Source organism: Pseudoalteromonas mucoides (genome assembly GCF_049257175.1).
GTDB lineage: Bacteria > Pseudomonadota > Gammaproteobacteria > Enterobacterales > Alteromonadaceae > Pseudoalteromonas.
The window spans coordinates 87,729-103,343 of sequence record NZ_JBMMUC010000009.1 but is presented as its reverse complement, the minus strand read 5'-3'; the positions used below and the strand labels follow the sequence as shown (position 1 = coordinate 103,343).

Annotated in this window: 12 protein-coding genes; 6 read left to right on the top strand and 6 right to left on the bottom strand. The window is 38.2% G+C overall.

Features of this window, described 5'->3' with window-relative positions; genetic code table 11:
* The first annotated feature begins 1 nt into the window (after position 1).
* The 3 genes from pgl (at position 2) to AAEU30_RS11490 (ending at position 5,832) form a co-directional block, all read left to right on the top strand.
* On the top strand, positions 2-712 hold the full coding sequence (pgl, locus tag AAEU30_RS11500; protein ID WP_421960631.1) for a 6-phosphogluconolactonase: 711 nt from the start codon (positions 2-4) through the stop codon (positions 710-712).
* An 864-nt stretch (positions 713-1,576) separates the two neighbouring features.
* Entirely contained in the window at positions 1,577-4,195 is a 2,619-nt protein-coding gene (locus tag AAEU30_RS11495) for a TonB-dependent receptor (protein ID WP_421960630.1), read from the top strand.
* Between the two features lie 101 nt (positions 4,196-4,296).
* A complete protein-coding gene (locus tag AAEU30_RS11490; RefSeq protein WP_421960629.1) occupies positions 4,297-5,832 on the top strand; it encodes a tryptophan halogenase family protein in 1,536 nt (511 codons plus the stop codon).
* A gap of 32 nt (positions 5,833-5,864) precedes the next feature.
* On the opposite strand, the gene AAEU30_RS11485 is transcribed toward AAEU30_RS11490, so the two are convergent.
* A complete protein-coding gene (locus tag AAEU30_RS11485) occupies positions 5,865-6,581 on the bottom strand; it encodes a DUF6445 family protein (protein ID WP_421960628.1) in 717 nt (238 codons plus the stop codon).
* A 606-nt stretch (positions 6,582-7,187) separates the two neighbouring features.
* On the opposite strand from AAEU30_RS11485, the gene AAEU30_RS11480 reads away from it, so the two are divergent.
* Both AAEU30_RS11480 and AAEU30_RS11475 read left to right on the top strand, forming a co-directional pair.
* Complete coding sequence (locus AAEU30_RS11480; RefSeq protein ID WP_421960627.1) at positions 7,188-7,892, top strand: SapC family protein; 705 nt, start codon at positions 7,188-7,190, stop codon at positions 7,890-7,892.
* 125 nt (positions 7,893-8,017) lie between these two features.
* Positions 8,018-9,052 (top strand): isoaspartyl peptidase/L-asparaginase family protein, encoded by a 1,035-nt coding sequence (locus AAEU30_RS11475; RefSeq protein WP_421960626.1) that lies wholly within the window; start codon positions 8,018-8,020, stop codon positions 9,050-9,052.
* A 19-nt stretch (positions 9,053-9,071) separates the two neighbouring features.
* Here the strand turns inward: AAEU30_RS11475 and AAEU30_RS11470 are convergent, their stop codons facing one another.
* The 5 genes from AAEU30_RS11470 to dinG all read right to left on the bottom strand — a co-directional run bounded on the left by AAEU30_RS11470 (position 9,072) and on the right by dinG (position 13,035).
* Positions 9,072-9,230 carry a DUF2496 domain-containing protein gene (locus tag AAEU30_RS11470; RefSeq protein ID WP_421960625.1) on the bottom strand — a complete coding sequence of 53 codons (159 nt, stop codon included), beginning with the start codon at positions 9,228-9,230 and terminating at the stop codon, positions 9,072-9,074.
* Entirely contained in the window at positions 9,223-9,495 is a 273-nt protein-coding gene (locus AAEU30_RS11465) for a late competence development ComFB family protein (protein ID WP_421960624.1), read from the bottom strand. The genes AAEU30_RS11470 and AAEU30_RS11465 overlap by 8 nt, the downstream gene beginning before the upstream one ends.
* A 78-nt stretch (positions 9,496-9,573) precedes the next feature.
* Positions 9,574-10,182 carry a primosomal replication protein gene (locus AAEU30_RS11460; RefSeq protein ID WP_421960623.1) on the bottom strand — a complete coding sequence of 203 codons (609 nt, stop codon included), beginning with the start codon at positions 10,180-10,182 and terminating at the stop codon, positions 9,574-9,576.
* A 1-nt stretch (position 10,183) separates the two neighbouring features.
* Positions 10,184-10,960, bottom strand: a complete 777-nt coding sequence (locus tag AAEU30_RS11455) for a sulfite exporter TauE/SafE family protein (protein ID WP_421960622.1) — start codon at positions 10,958-10,960, stop codon at positions 10,184-10,186.
* Entirely contained in the window at positions 10,960-13,035 is a 2,076-nt protein-coding gene (gene dinG, locus AAEU30_RS11450) for an ATP-dependent DNA helicase DinG (RefSeq protein WP_421960621.1), read from the bottom strand. Before dinG ends, AAEU30_RS11455 begins: the two co-directional genes overlap by 1 nt.
* 60 nt (positions 13,036-13,095) lie before the next feature.
* Between dinG and AAEU30_RS11445 the strand changes: the two genes are divergently transcribed.
* The gene (locus AAEU30_RS11445) at positions 13,096-15,453 is read left to right on the top strand and encodes a DNA polymerase II (protein ID WP_421960620.1); all 2,358 of its coding nucleotides are present in this window, start codon (positions 13,096-13,098) and stop codon (positions 15,451-15,453) included.
* The last annotated feature ends 162 nt before the right edge of the window (positions 15,454-15,615 follow it).

Here is a 15,615-nt window from a genome sequence, read left to right as displayed (position 1 = left end):
TATGGCAACAATTATTGAGAAATTTTTTGATTCTAAAGAAGAATTAACTGCTGAATTATCAGCCAGTCTTGAACAAAGCCTGGTATCAGGTATTAATAATGATGGCCGTGCTGTTTTAATGGTTTCGGGTGGATCGTCACCAGCGCCTGCTTATAAGCATCTTTCTAATTTAGAGTTAGATTGGAAAAATATCGATGTAGCAATGGTTGATGAGCGCTGGGTCGATGCATGTCATGAAAAGAGTAATGAAGCTTTTATAAAAAGCACTTTATTGCAGAATCATGGCGCTGCGGCAAATTTTATTACCATGAAAAATGATGCAGAAACGGCAGCGCAGGGTAGTGAAGAATGTGAAAAAGCATACCAACAACTCAAGCAAACTTTTGATGTTACTATTTTAGGTATGGGGCCTGATGGCCACACTGCTTCGTTGTTCCCACATGCAGAAGGCCTAAAACTAGGTTTAACTACATCACAATTGGTATGCGCGATTAATGCTATTGAAAGTGACGTGACGGGTAGTATTACTGAACGAATGACGTTAACTTTATCTGCTATCGCCCAATCTAAAGTGGTCAAGTTGTTGATAAGCGGCGAAGAGAAGTTGGCTGTTTATAAAACGGCTAAAGCGGGTGGAGATGTCAGCGATATGCCTCTTAGGGCTGTATTAAATCATCCAACTATAAATATAGAAGTTTACTGGGCGCCGTAAACGTTTAACGGCATCTCTCTTAAATAGTTATTTTATGAAAAAAGTGCAGGCTTCATGCCTGTACTTTTTTTATTAATATAGTAAAAATATTAGAGCTAAAAAACCTGTCACATCCTAATCCCAGCAGCTCAAAACAATATTAGAAGCAACTCACACAAGTACTCCTCACTTCATTGATACGATGTTGTTAAAATTTACTTCCTGTACCAAATATTTAAAACATATATGCTTGCGATTAATTTAATCGGTGTGTTGCTAAACAATTAATAAATAGAGTTATTTAGGCGGAAGGTTACGTCATCTGTCGGTGGCTAACAATTACCTTTTAGAGAATGGATTACTCTATAAAATAACTATAGACATAGGTCGTATAGCTCTCTATAATACAAAATGACAACGCTGTCATTGCTAATGATAATTATTAATGATTCCCTGTTCGCTATTTTATTTGCCCTAAAATAACGATTATTAAATTTAGCAATCTGCGTTGTGAGAAATCTTCTTTACAATAGAGACAGGCTCATACGAGTCTCTTTCTATGCTCTAAGTGGAACGAAATTTTTACACAGAGTAAAACCTAAAAATTCACTTTTACCTTAAATGGGTATAATACCATTCTCATTTTTTAGCATATCATGATATATTCACCTCGTTAAAATGTAATAAATCATAATTGAACTTTTTTATTTTACATAATAATCAATGACTTACTGTATTGTTGGCTAGTTTTTTATACAAACTAGCTAAAAAGATGTAGCACAAATGTAATTTAGAGTGTATGGTTTGTTACTAGATGACAGCGTTGTCATCATCACTGGGCAGAAGTGATATATAAAACCAACAAAATGATTCAAGGGGAATCCTGTGTTAGCTAAAAATTTTAAAAAAAGCTTATTAGCAGTAAATATCGGGCTTGTAATGAGTGCCGGATTCACTGGTGCTGCATTCGCAGCTGAAGAAACTCAAGTAAAAGAAGATGTAGAAGTCATTGAAGTACGTGGTATTCGCGCTTCAAATAAAGAAAACTTAAACGGTAAGCGTTTTTCTAATGCTGTTGTGGATGTTGTAACAGCTGAAGATGTTGGTAAATTCCCTGATGGCGATGTAGGTGAGTCTCTTGGTCGTATTTCAGGCGTGAGTGTATCTCGTCAGTTCGGTCAAGGTCAGCAAGTTTCAATCCGTGGTGCTTCTGCACAACTTACTCGTACATTACTTGATGGTCACACCGTTGCTTCTACTAGCTGGTTTGATCAGCAAGCAGTTGACCGTAGCTTCAATTACTCACTATTACCATCAGAATTAGTGGGTGGTTTAGAAGTTTATAAATCATCACAAGCTAATTTAGTTGAGGGTGGTATCGGTGGTACTGTTATCGTTAAAACACGTAAACCACTAGATTTAGATGCAAATACTGTATTTGCAAGTGTTAAAGCTGATTACGGTACGATTTCAGAAGAGACTGACCCTGAATTATCTGGCCTATACAGCTGGAAAAATAATAGTGAAACATTTGGTATTTTGGCTGCAGGCTCACTATCAGAAGTTGATTATCAACGAAATGGTATTGAATCTTCAGGCGGCTGGAGTGGCGGTATGGCACCAACCACATTCCAACAAGATCGTGAACGTACTGCATTTAATGTAGCTATGCAATACCAACCAACAGAATCTTTACTATTCGGTTTAACTTATACAAGCCTTGAAATGGGTGCTAACAATGCTAACTCGCAGATCATTGTTTTCCCTGGTGAGGGCTCATGTGAGCAAACTAACGCATCAGGTAATTGTGTTTCTCGTACTATAGACGGTAATGGAACTGCTTTCTTTCAAACGTGGGCGCGTAAGGCGAGCATGAAGTCTGATTCTATCGACTTAGACTGGAAATATGATTCAGAATTATTCACTTTCAAAGGTCGTATCGGTAGCACCAGTGCAGACAGTGATGTGACAACTGCAAACTATGGTATGTTTACAACTAACAATAGTGATCTTAATGGCACTATGGATATGACTGGTGACGTTACGAAATTTAATTTAGCTAACCAATCATATGATTCAAGTATTTTACCGGATACATTTGGACCGCAAACGTGGGCGCCAGAATATAACCCTGATTCAGATGAAGAATCTTACTTAAATCTAGACTTCGAAATCCCAGTAGATTTTGGCGTTGTTACAGGTATTAAAACTGGTTTACGTTATGCTGATCACAAGGTTGTACAAGACGGTAATGCAGCTAATGTAAATCTAGATTTAGTGCCTACGCGTACTGCCGCTGAGTACTACCCTGGTACAACCACTGCCGGTGGTGGTTTTACATTACCTGAGCCTAATATGGATCTGATGATTGCTGATTCATTAGCGATGACAGAAGGTTATACCGCTCGTCCGCAAGCTTACGGTACTGTTGAAGAAGAAAATTTAGCGATTTATGCGATGGCTGACTTTGACGCTGATGGTATTCGCGGTAACTTAGGTGTTCGTTATATTTCGACGGATATTGAATCTGATTACTACGACTTAAGTGATTCAGGCGTATACAATTCAACTTTATCGACTGATAAAGCAGATTACAGTGAATTTTTACCAAGCTTAAACGTTGTTATGGATTTAGCTGACGATGTAATCTTACGTACATCAGCAGCACAGGTTATTTCTCGTCCAAATTACGCTGACTTGTTTGCAACACGTAGTTTAGCCGGTTATACAGATAACCGTCCATACAATGAAGTACTACAAACTGGTAATGTTGGTTTAAGCCCATTTAAAGCATTCCAAGCTGATATCGGCGTGGAATGGTATTTTGACGACGATGCGATGATAAGCGTTACTTACTTCACAAAAGAAGTGAGCTCGTTCATCTCTACACAACAACAGACTAATCAACAAATAGGTGTTGATATTCCTGTTTACACAACTAACCCAGATGCAGGTGTTTCTCCATGTGGTGAAGGCGTGAACGATTGTTGGACTGTAAGTTCTTCAACAAATGGAACTGGTGGTTCAATTGAAGGTATTGAGTTCCAAATTCAAGACTCATTTGATAATGGTTTAGGTTACTCATTTAACTATACTTATGCAGATGCAGACGCCCCTGCAGAAAACTACCCAGACCGTGTAGGTGTGTTCTCTGATTCATCAAAGAATACTTATAACGTAGTTGGTTTTTATGAAAATGATGATTTCTCAGCACGTTTAGCTTATAACTGGCGTTCAGAGTTCATTATTCGTGAAGCTCCAGGCTGGTATGGTAACCGTGAACACCAAGCATATGGTCAGCTAGATTTCAGTGCTACATACTCTGTAACTGACTACTTAGATGTAACTTTTGAAGGTATTAATCTGACTGAGGAAGACAGCATTCAACTAGGTAATAATGATCCATCAACAACATTACCGAATCCGGATCTGTTAAATGACTTCCCAGTGTGGAGCTTTGAAGGCGAAGCACGCTATAAGTTAGGTGTAACAATGCGCTTCTAAGTGACATAGTTATTCTTAATTTAAAAGCCCAGCATTGCTGGGCTTTTTGTTTTCGATAGGTCAATATTGTGCCAAGTTAAAATTTAACCATTAGGTGTTTTATGGATATTAAGAAAGTTGTAATCTTGGGTGGCGGTACTGCTGGGTGGATGGCCGCAAACCACATTGGTAAAGAAATGTTGAAACGTCCAGGGGTATCAGTCACTTTGATTGAATCTCCAGATATTCCGCCAATAGGCGTTGGTGAAGGCACAGTGCCAGATATAAGAAAGACATTGGCGAGTTTTGGCATTAGCGAAACCGACTTTATTAAAGAGTGTGATGTCACATTTAAGCAATCCATCAAATTTGTGAATTGGATGGATAAAGACAAACATGGGGAGAATAACTTTTATCATCACTTATTTGATGCTCCGCACCCACAAGACATTAAAGACCTGACACCCCATTGGTTATGTACTGAAAATCTTACAAATTCATACGCTGAGCACCTATCTTCTCAACACCTAATATGCGAGGCAGGACTTGCACCTAAAGGTATAACCACTCCTGAATATCAGGGAGACTTAGCGTATGCGTATCACTTGAATGCAGGGAAGTTTGCCCAGCTTCTAGCAAAAAATGCCAAGGAAAAATTTGCAGTAACACATTTGTTTGCAAATGTTGTTGATGTCAACTTAGCAAGCGATGGTAGTATTTCATCACTGTTAACAGATAAACTTGGACAGTTAGATTTTGATTTCTATATAGATTGCTCTGGGTTTGAATCTTTATTGATAGATAAAACATTAAAAGTTCCATTTGTAGATGTCTCTGATACGTTATTAATTAATTCAGCCTTAGTCGTACAAGTACCCACTCAAGCTGATTCAGACATTCCTCCGTACACGATTGCTACCGCTCATCAAGCAGGGTGGATATGGGATATCGCCCTAACAAACCGCCGTGGTGTGGGCTTTGTTTATTCAGATAGCTATATGAGTGATGAAGAAGCAAGTTTAAAACTCGACCATTATTTAGGAGACTCAAAGCAAGATCTCTCGTACCGGAAAATACCCATGAAGGTAGGTTACAGAGAAAAGTTTTGGCATAAAAACTGTCTAGCCTTGGGACTAGCTCAAGGTTTTCTTGAGCCGCTAGAAGCGACGTCTATATTGTTAACCGATTTCTCAGCTAAATATTTAACTCAACGTTTTCCTTCGTGTACATCACAATTAGAGAGCCTTGAGCAACGCTTTAACCATGCTATGGTTTATGCTTGGGAGCGGGTAGTTGATTTCATTAAGTTACATTATTGTCTATCGGATCGCTGCGACTCACCATTTTGGTTGGCAAATAAGGACATTAAAACAATTCCAGATTCACTGCAGAAAAAGTTAAAATTATGGCAAGATTTTACACCTGTACGGGATGATTTTTTCAGTCAGTTTGAAGTGTTTTATTTAGAGAATTTTTTATTTGTTCTTTATGGGATGAATTATAATACCCAACCGTATAAAAATACGACGGAAGAAACAAAACGCTCGCTGGAGCGGTTAAAAGTTCGCGGAAATATAGATCTATACTTAAAAGAAAAACTACCAAACCATAGAGAGTTATTAAATAAAATTAAGGAGTTTGGTCTTCAATCTATTTAGCTTATGGCGGATATTGCTAGCATATAAAATATTTAATCATTTTTAATGCTAGCAAAAGAAGCAATTGATAACCTGCCTACTTTAGGATCTCTTGAATAACTAGCCGCAGATGTAATATTTGCACTGTGTAATAGGTTCCCCTGATAAATCACAAGTCGATTAAATTTAGCTTCAATTTTTAATACTTGCTCAAAGATACTCGTGGAATTGGATAAATAGCCGTTGTGCTCTTCAGGTTTATTTTTCATGTCACGAACCATCTTTGCTAACAAGGGTTTATGTTCATCCTTAAACTCAACAATATTCTCAGGTATATATTTGTATATGCTTGTACCGCCAAGCTCCTTATTCGATAGATAATGAACGAAAGCATAGTCTCTTGGATCACATGAATCTATATGTGGCACTTTTTGGTCGTTTATTAAATCTGTTGGTTTACATGAAATGAGCGATAATAAGCTTTTATGCAAAGTTGCCGACGTATAACTATACCCTTTAATTTTGGGTAGTATCTCATTTTGGAAAAAGGTAAGCAGCAGTCTTTGATATGGTTGGGGCATGTGATCACGAACCCCAGGATAAAAAGAGTTATCAGAAAACATGGGGTTGAAATAGGCTATATTTTCAGCGAAATGCATCACACTTGACATATCCAACAAAAAGTCATCAATGACAAATGCATATATATCTGTCTCAGGAACAATTAACTTCTCTATTTTTATTTTAGGATTAACTGTTAGGTTTCTCATGTTCTTTTCTTTTTATGGTAGGTATTAAAGTGAATTGGGGTGCTAACTTATATTTTTGACATAACTAATTAGGGTTAGTCGCTTCTTTTAGTTCAGAGTATACCCAAACAGTTATGTGACGTGATCGCAGGACGATCTAACACTCCTAAAGTGAGCAACTTTGAACCCTTTAAAATAATAGACCCTAATATACTCAGGTTAAACAGCACTGTCAAAAAGCATAATAAAAAGTATTTTTTGATTCAAAGTTAGTGGCTGCATTACACTAATTTGCGCTAGTAAATATGGCACAGAGTAATACAGTAATTGCTATTCGCAGCTTGTATAAAATAATTCCACTTTTCAAAGGTAATATTTTGAAATTTATTGTTTCAATAAGCCATTGAAAATAAAGGTTTACTTATAATTAACTAATAAAATCCTCAGGGAAAAGCATTCTATATAGTTGATAAATTAATTACAGACCCAATTAAGTTAATAACGCGATAATTAAGCGAACAAATACGTACAATTGTCACAAAGTTTTCACTTCCTTTTTGCCGTCAAAACCTTTAGCCTTAGAGCCTAACAGCAAAAAATATAATTTATAAATAACGGAGCAGTAACATGGCGGAGCAACAAGTACAGCCTTTACACAACGAAAAACATGCCAACACTAAAATTCAAAATGGCATTAATGTAGAATTTTTAAAAACTCAACACCTAGTGCCTGTAGTTGCACATGAGTTTGCACGTGTAGCAAATGAATTTCCAATGTCTTTCGTTAAAAATAACGAAACAGGTCAATTTCAAGCTGTTGCAATGTTTGGCCTAGAGCCGGGCGAAAACCTTTTTGTACAAGATGGTAAATGGACAGCGGCATTTGCACCTATGGCTACAACTCGCTACCCACTTGGTCTTGTTAAGCACCCTCAAGAAGACCAATACGGTATCGTGATTGACGAAGCAAGCCCATTAGTGGGTGAAGCAGAAGGTAATGCCTTATTTGAAAACGGTGAAGAAACGGATTACTTAAAGCGTCGTAAAGAAGCATTAGTATCATTCATTGAGTTTTCTCAAGTAACAGAAGCGTTCACTAAATTCTTAGCGGATAAAGAACTACTTGTAGCACAAACGCTTACAGTAGATATCAAGGGTGAGAAAAAAGATATTAATGGTATCTATCTTATCGATGAGAAAAAACTTAATGAGCTAAGCGATGAAGATTTCTTAGACCTTCGTAAACGTGGTTATTTAGCACCGATTTATTCATTCCTAACGTCTACTCACCAAGTAGCTCGTCTAGCTCGTTTAAAAGCGCAACAAGCGTAATTAGCAAGTTAAAATTTAAAAAGCGCCTTCTGGCGCTTTTTTTGTGCCTTTTATCTGCTAAAGCTTGAAATTAAAGGTAAGTTTATTCACATTAGACTAATCATAACTCAAGGCGAACTAGCACTATGAAGAAGTTACTTTTAACGACATTGTTTAGTACAACGACCGCAATTTTAAGCCCCTATGCCCTTAGTGCAGAAGCACCTTTTGCTATCGCTATTCATGGTGGTGCAGGAACAATTGAGAAAAGCCGGTTTACACCAGAGCAAGAGAAAGCCTATCGCGCTAAATTAACAGAAGCTGTTGAAACCGGGTATAAAGTTCTTGAGGGCGGAGGCGAAAGTCTTGATGCTGTTACAGCGGCAATTAATGTTTTAGAAAACTCCCCATATTTTAATGCAGGACGTGGGGCGGTATATACCTATGATGGCTCTCATGAGTTAGATGCGTCAATAATGGATGGGCGAGATCGTCAAGCTGGTGCGGTTGCAGGAGTTAAGCATATAGAAAACCCAATTAATCTAGCTCGTTTAGTAATGGAAGAGTCAGTGCATGTCATGCTTAGTGGTCAAGGTGCAGAAGAGTTTGCAAAACAACAAGGTGTGCCGCTGGTTGAAAATAACTTGTTTGATACTGATAACCGTTATAAATCTTTGTTAAAAGCCAAAGAAAAATTAGACCAGGCCAATACAACAGGCAAAGACTATCAAGCGTTACATCACGCTTTACCAGTCAATTATAAAGTAGGTACTGTGGGTGCAGTCGCGCTGGATAAAAATGGTAACTTAGCTGCAGGTACTTCGACGGGAGGAATGACTGCAAAACGCTTTGGTCGTATTGGCGATGCGCCTGTTATCGGCGCTGGTACATTTGCTGAGAATGAATCGTGTGCAGTGTCTGCGACAGGTCACGGGGAGTACTTTATTCGTTATAATGTGGCTGCTGACATTTGTGCGCGCGTTAAATATCAAAATAAGTCTATCGCGCAAGCGGGTGATGAAGTCATACATGATGTGCTCAAACCAATCGGTGGCACTGGAGGCGTTATCATTGTGGATAAATCAGGAAATATAAGCTTGCCTTTTAATACTTCAGGTATGTATCGGGCAAGTAAGTCGAATACCCAAGCAACATATGTGGGTATATTTAAAGGCGAATAATTTGATTTATAACCAATGACTATTGTTGATCCGCTGCAAGCTTATTAGTGTAATCACTTTTTACAATCTCTAATGCTTGCAGTACGTCTTCAGGACTCACATCACTTTGTTCTAAAACCATGATCAAATCAACTGCGAGCTTTACATAGGTTGGAGCTTGGTTTAAATCGTTATTCATTAATGACCTGTTTTTTTGCTATTTGACTAATTGCAACTTCAATCGCTGTATTTACTCTTTCCTCCATATGAAGGCGTTCTTGTACTGGTAAGTAAAAAGCCATGTCAATATCAAAACGTATATAACGAGGTGGCAGCTGGTTTAGTACAGTACAACAAAAATCAGCCATAACGTCAGCATTATATTGTTTGTCTAGTTGGCGTTTTATTATTTCTTCAACAACTATTTTTTCATAATAATTATGTATATCGTCATGTAATCGCACAAACTTACCTACCATTAAGATGTTAACCTGTTTTCAGTTTATACTAGGACTGAAAATAAATCGACATTGGTTATAAAGTTAGCGTAATTGCTGTTTCTCGACGATTTGGATTTTTTCTTCTGTGGCTGAAATAGCTTTGCGACATCGACCTAGTCGACCGTGTATTGTTAATATTTCTAAATTAAGTTCTTTGGCTTTTGCAGGCCCTACGTTTTGCATCTGTAATTTTCGTTCTTCAATCATAAGCACTAAACGACGCTCAAACTCATGATTTTGTTTTAACTCATCATAGAGCTCATGCACAGGCTGCATAATTTTCTTAACAGCTTGTTGGTAAACTTTTGGCTTATTACGCGGTTTAAAGGTATTTTTATTTTCTTTTGCCCAAATAGGCGTGGATTTTATAACATTAAACACAGCTTGTACTTGATTGCCTATTCGCTCTAGCGCGTAATTATAGGCATGACGGTGATCTGGTGGAGGGAGGTTGCTTACCTCTTCTTCAATCTCAGTGACATAGTCTGCTAAACTCATACTTTTAGTCGAAAATACTCGTCGGTCAAATAAACTTGGCTGTGCTTGCATATAACGGTTTTTGGTCAGTAACTTGGCGTTATCAAACTGTGTTGCTTGTTGTTTTAAGGTAGCCACTTGCTGGCAAAGTTTATCAAACGCTGCTGATTGCATATTACAAATAGGCCTCATAAATTAGCTTTAGTGCTAAGATAATGACCACAGTATTAAACACAGGTCGAATAAATTTACTGCCAAAGCGAATGGCTGAATGTGCTCCCAGCCAAGCACCAAACATTAAAAAGAACCCCATAGTAATACCAAGTAAAAAATTAACGTGGCCAAGGGCTACAAATGTAATAAGTGATACAAAGTTAGAAACAAAGTTCATAGACCGTGCTAGGCCGCAATTTAACAACAAGCTCATTTTATAAAGTAAGCTATTTGATGCCGTCCAAAACGTCCCTGTTCCCGGTCCTGCTAAACCATCAAAGAAGCCTAAACTTAAACCCTGTAGCCACTGCTTAATTTTTGTAGCACGATTCATTGGTGGTAATGCATCATCTTCTACATTACTAAGATTACCGAAAAGGCTATAGCAAGCGACAAGTATAATAACAATGGGCAAAAGTTTATTTAAAAACTCTATGCTTAAGTAATCAACTATTAAAGTGCCTATTAGTGCGCCTAATGCTGTTGCAATGATAGAGGCTGCCCAAAATCGAGGATTAAATAATTGCTTACGAAAATAAGTAACACTGGCGGTGAGTGAGCCAAAACTAGCAGCAAGTTTATTGGTGCCTAATGTTAAATGAGGCGGTAAGCCCGCAGTTAACAACGCCGGAACAGTCAGCATTCCGCCACCTCCGGCTATCGCGTCAATAAAGCCCGCAGCCAGTGCCACGGCACATAAGAGCGCCCATGTTGTTGGATCAAGTGCAAGTTCAAACATTAGTAATCTATTTGTCTTTTAAAAGGTGGCAATGTATCAAGCATGGCTTTACCATATCGCTTGGTTACTAAACGACGATCAAGCACTGTAATAAGGCCTTGATCGTTCTCTTTGCGCAGCAGTCTACCACAGCTTTGTACTAATTTCTTCGCCGCATCAGGGACAGTAATAGATAAAAATGGATTACCACCTTTACTTTGTACAAACTCAGCTTGGGCTTCCTCAATAGGGGAGGTAGGAACAGCAAAAGGGATTTTAGTGATCACTAAATTTTCAAGATATTTCCCGGGTAAATCAAGTCCTTCGGATAAGCTTTGAGTACCAAATAGTACACTGCCTTTTCCCTCATCTATGTTTTTTGTGTGCTGTTTTAACAGTGCTTCACGTGACATTTCACCTTGTACTAAGATGCTGATGTTTTTAGTACGTAATGCTTTCACTACATGATCCATTTGCCAATAAGAGGCAAACAACACTAAGTTAGCTTTCTCTTTATTTAAATGCTCTGGAAGGATTTTAGCTAAATGGTCGCTAAAATCCTTATGAGTTGGTTCAATAATCGATTTTGGAATATGCAATGTTGCTTGATTTGGGTAGTCAAAAGGAGAAGGGACTTTTAAATACTTAACCCCTTCTTCTTTAGCAAGACCACTTTCATAGGCAAAGTGATCAAATGAACCCAGTGCAGTCAATGTAGCTGAACATAAAACGGCGCCAGCACATTGTCGCCAAAGTTTGTCTTTTAAGTAATAACCCACTTCAATTGGGCAGTCACTGAGTAAGTGGTCATGATGGTTTTTGTACTCTAACCGTTTTATCCAACGAGCATGAGGAATGCCTTCCCCTTTAGTTGCATAACTAAACCACAACTTATTTAATTGCTCTAAGCGATTTATATAGTGTCCACTTTCAGCCAAAATTGGATCTGCAATATAGGGTTTGATATCCCCATCACTGACATCTTGTACTATTGTGTCGTGCATTTTATTTAAGCAGCGCAGAGCATCTAAAGTGGCTTCGCTGATATCTTTTGCTTTATTGTGTAGTGATTCCGGTATTTCACCATGTTCAAAGCGGTAGGTATCATCTTTAGAGTAGCTGAAATCGGCGTTGTCTAAGATATCTCTCACGACTTTTAAGTCTTTATTGGCGTCATTAATACTGTCGCACAGTTTAAAATTTTGCCCAATCGCTTTTTGGCCGACTATGACTTTAGCCATTTTACCGCTAAATTTTACTAATTTATCAAGCCAGTCAATCGTGCCCTTTATTGTGGCTGCAGCCGATGAAAAATCACGGGTTATATGGGCAAGATGATGTGCTTCATCTATGACATATATTGTATTGTCAGGCTCGGGTAAGATTTTACCACCACCTAAATCTAAATCTGCTAGCAGTAATGAGTGATTAATAACTAATACATCCATTTGCATTAAACGTTGGCGAGCAAGTTGAAAAGGGCAGGTTTGGTGTGCTTTCATTTGTCGCTGACAAGCGTGTTTATCGCAAACAATTAACCCCCAGACTCGGTCGGGAATTGTATCAGCCCAACTATCTCTGTCTCCTAGCCACTTTTTATTTGTATAGGCATCATAGAGCTGTTTCAAACACTTTGCTTCCATGGTACTCAATGGCGATGTAAGAGTGGGCATAAACTCCATTTGTGTTTGACTATCGCCGTTTACAGCATTATGAAGTTTATGCGCACATATATAGCGTTGGCGCCCTTTTACTAAATCAAACTTAAAATCGAGGCCTGAATGCGTTTTAAAAAAAGGCAGCTCTTTATTGATCAGTTGTTCTTGCAATGCAACGGTTGCTGTTGAAATAACAAGTTTCTTTTTTTGGGCAAGTGCTAAAGGCAATGCGCCTAAGCAATAGGCGAGGGACTTACCCGTACCCGTACCTGCTTCTATTACACAAATACGTTGTTTTTTATGGTATTCACCCGCAAGGGTTTTCGCAATTTCAGCGACCAAGTAGTTTTGGCTGCTGCGAGGACGATAATCATTGAGGTTATCAGCCACATGCTTATGAATTTTTCGAATTGTGGCTTTTAAGGGATCAGAAAGCATGGGTGAATAACCTAAAGTATGTATATAATTACAGTGCTGTATATTAATTGGGATTGAACATTGACACAAGCTATCTATCAAGGCTTTATACTTTCTAGGCAACAATATGGGCCTAATAAATATAATGCTGAACAAGGGATCACCCTGTGTTATTGGCTCAGTAGTGATGTTGGGCCTATTAAAGTAATGATCCCTGATCAGCAAGCCGTGTTTTTTATTCGCTCTGCTGATGTACAAAAAGCGCAAACATTATTGCAAGAACAACAAATTTTAGTGCATTTTAACAAGGTGGCACTGCGCCACTTCGACTCAGCTCAATGCACTGGCTGTTATTTTCTATCGACACAAGCATTATATCAAGCTCGCTCAGTACTAGAGCAATCGCTAGATATCTATGAAGCTGATATACGCCATACTGATCGCTTTTTAATGGAGCGTTTTATTCGAGGCAGTGTCTATGTAACAGGGGAAGTGACTCAGCAAGATGGCTACTTACAAATTGATAATGCGCAACTTAAAGCTGCAAATAATTATAACCCTTCATTTAAAACGCTCTCTTTAGATATTGAATGTAGTGGTGAAGGGGTATTGTTCTCAATTGGCCTAGTAGGTGATGAGATTGATTGTGTACTCATGATCGGAGAACCTACAGAGTGTGAGCAAAATATCCGCTGGTGTCATGATGAGCTCGATTTATTAAAACAATTTCAAACACTAATCCAACATGTTGACCCTGATATCATCATAGGCTGGAATGTTATTGAATTTGACTTTACTGTGCTGTTTAGAAGGGCTGAGGAATTAAGTGTTAAACTTTATATCGGCCGTGGGAATAGCCCGCTATATGTTAAACAAGGTAATTTTACTCGATTAACCATACCTGGGCGTTGTGTAGTCGATGGGATAGACACTTTAAAAAATGCCACCTACCATTTTGATAGCTTCTCCTTAGCCAACGTAAGTCATAAAGTACTAGGCGAAGAAAAATTAATTCAAAGCGATAATCGTTTAGCTGAAATAATCCGCCAATATAATGAAGACAAACTAGCGTTAGCGGCTTACAACCGGCAGGATTGTGTACTGGTTAATCGTATTTTTGAAAAATTAAATTTATTAGAGTTCGCAGTTGTTCGTACAGAGTTAACTGGGCTTGAGATGGAACGGATGGGGGGCTCAGTTGCAGCATTTACCAATTTGTACTTACCTTTATTGCATCGAAGTGGTTATGTGGCACCTAATTTAGGAGAGCATGGCTTAACCTTTGAAAGCCCCGGCGGGTATGTTATGGAGTCTACTCCAGGGCTTTATAAAAATGTATTAGTACTGGATTTTAAGAGTCTCTATCCATCTATAATGCGAACTTTTTGTGTTGACCCATTGGGACTAATCAAAGGGTTAAACAATACAAACGATGCAATACCAGGCTTTCATGAGGCATTATTCTCTCGCAGTGAACATCACCTACCACAACTAATTAAAGAGTTATCTTCTTCAAGGCAAGTAGCTAAAGAGACTAATCAGCCAATGCTATCTCAAGCCATAAAAATTATTATGAACAGCCTTTATGGTGTGTTGGGTTCTAAAGGGTGTCGTTTTTACGATCCACGGTTATCAAGCTCTATTACGCTACGTGGCCACGAAATAATGCAAACGACACGCAAATGGATTGAAGAACTCGGGTATACCGTTATATATGGTGATACTGACTCTACATTCGTGAGTCTTGATGAAAAAATGCCAGCAAAAGCATGTAATGCCATAGGTCATCAACTGGCATTAACAGTCAATGCCAAGTGGAAGGAAAACATAAAAGAGCGGTTTGACTTACAAAGCTACTTGGAAATTGAATTTGAAACTCATTACAGTCCTTTTTTTATGCCCACCATACGCGGAAAAGCAACAGGCTCTAAAAAGCGCTATGTGGGTCAAACTAATAATGATGGCGATAAAAAGCTGGTGTTCAAAGGTATGGAAACCGTGCGCAGTGATTGGACTGAGCTTGCACAGCAATTTCAAGTAGAGTTATTTGAAACTCTTTTCGACGATGATTTTGAAACTGATATGTTAACACCCATCATCGAAAGTTATATAGAACGTTTACATGCGGGTGAGTTTGATAACAAATTGGTTTACCGTAAACGACTAGGGCAACATTTAGCTGATTATCAAAAAAATATCCCCCCACATGTTCAAGCTGTAAAATTATACCAATCGCAAAACCCCGATTTTGAAGTCCATAAAGGCCAAACCATTGAGTATGTATATACCCACAATGGTGCGCGGCTGCACCAATCTGGTAATAAACTAGATTATGCCGTTTATGTTGAAAAGCAAATTAAACCTATTGCACAGATGATATTAACTAATCTCAAACAAAAAATGAGTGATTTTAACTCACATCAGCGGTCCCTTTTTTAGAATAAAGAAACTAGAATCCTTCTTTATGTTAACTATATTTGATTGATTTTTTATCAGAACTGCAGCAGAACTCTAAAATTTATGGTTTGTACCTTCATATTTACGCTTTTTTTGTTTTTTTATTTAAATTTAAGTAAACAAAGGTTGGCAAGATTGGTTTTT

What these genes read in the sequence shown, in the direction of transcription:
- pgl (WP_421960631.1), top strand. Translation starts at nt 2, where the DNA reads ATGGCAACAATTATTGAGAAATTTTTTGATTCTAAAGAAGAATTAACT.
- AAEU30_RS11490 (WP_421960629.1), top strand. Translation starts at nt 4,297, where the DNA reads ATGGATATTAAGAAAGTTGTAATCTTGGGTGGCGGTACTGCTGGGTGG.
- AAEU30_RS11485 (WP_421960628.1), bottom strand. Translation starts at nt 6,581, where the DNA reads ATGAGAAACCTAACAGTTAATCCTAAAATAAAAATAGAGAAGTTAATT.
- AAEU30_RS11480 (WP_421960627.1), top strand. Translation starts at nt 7,188, where the DNA reads ATGGCGGAGCAACAAGTACAGCCTTTACACAACGAAAAACATGCCAAC.
- AAEU30_RS11475 (WP_421960626.1), top strand. Translation starts at nt 8,018, where the DNA reads ATGAAGAAGTTACTTTTAACGACATTGTTTAGTACAACGACCGCAATT.
- AAEU30_RS11470 (WP_421960625.1), bottom strand. Translation starts at nt 9,230, where the DNA reads ATGAATAACGATTTAAACCAAGCTCCAACCTATGTAAAGCTCGCAGTT.
- AAEU30_RS11460 (WP_421960623.1), bottom strand. Translation starts at nt 10,182, where the DNA reads ATGCAATCAGCAGCGTTTGATAAACTTTGCCAGCAAGTGGCTACCTTA.
- AAEU30_RS11455 (WP_421960622.1), bottom strand. Translation starts at nt 10,960, where the DNA reads ATGTTTGAACTTGCACTTGATCCAACAACATGGGCGCTCTTATGTGCC.
- dinG (WP_421960621.1), bottom strand. Translation starts at nt 13,035, where the DNA reads ATGCTTTCTGATCCCTTAAAAGCCACAATTCGAAAAATTCATAAGCAT.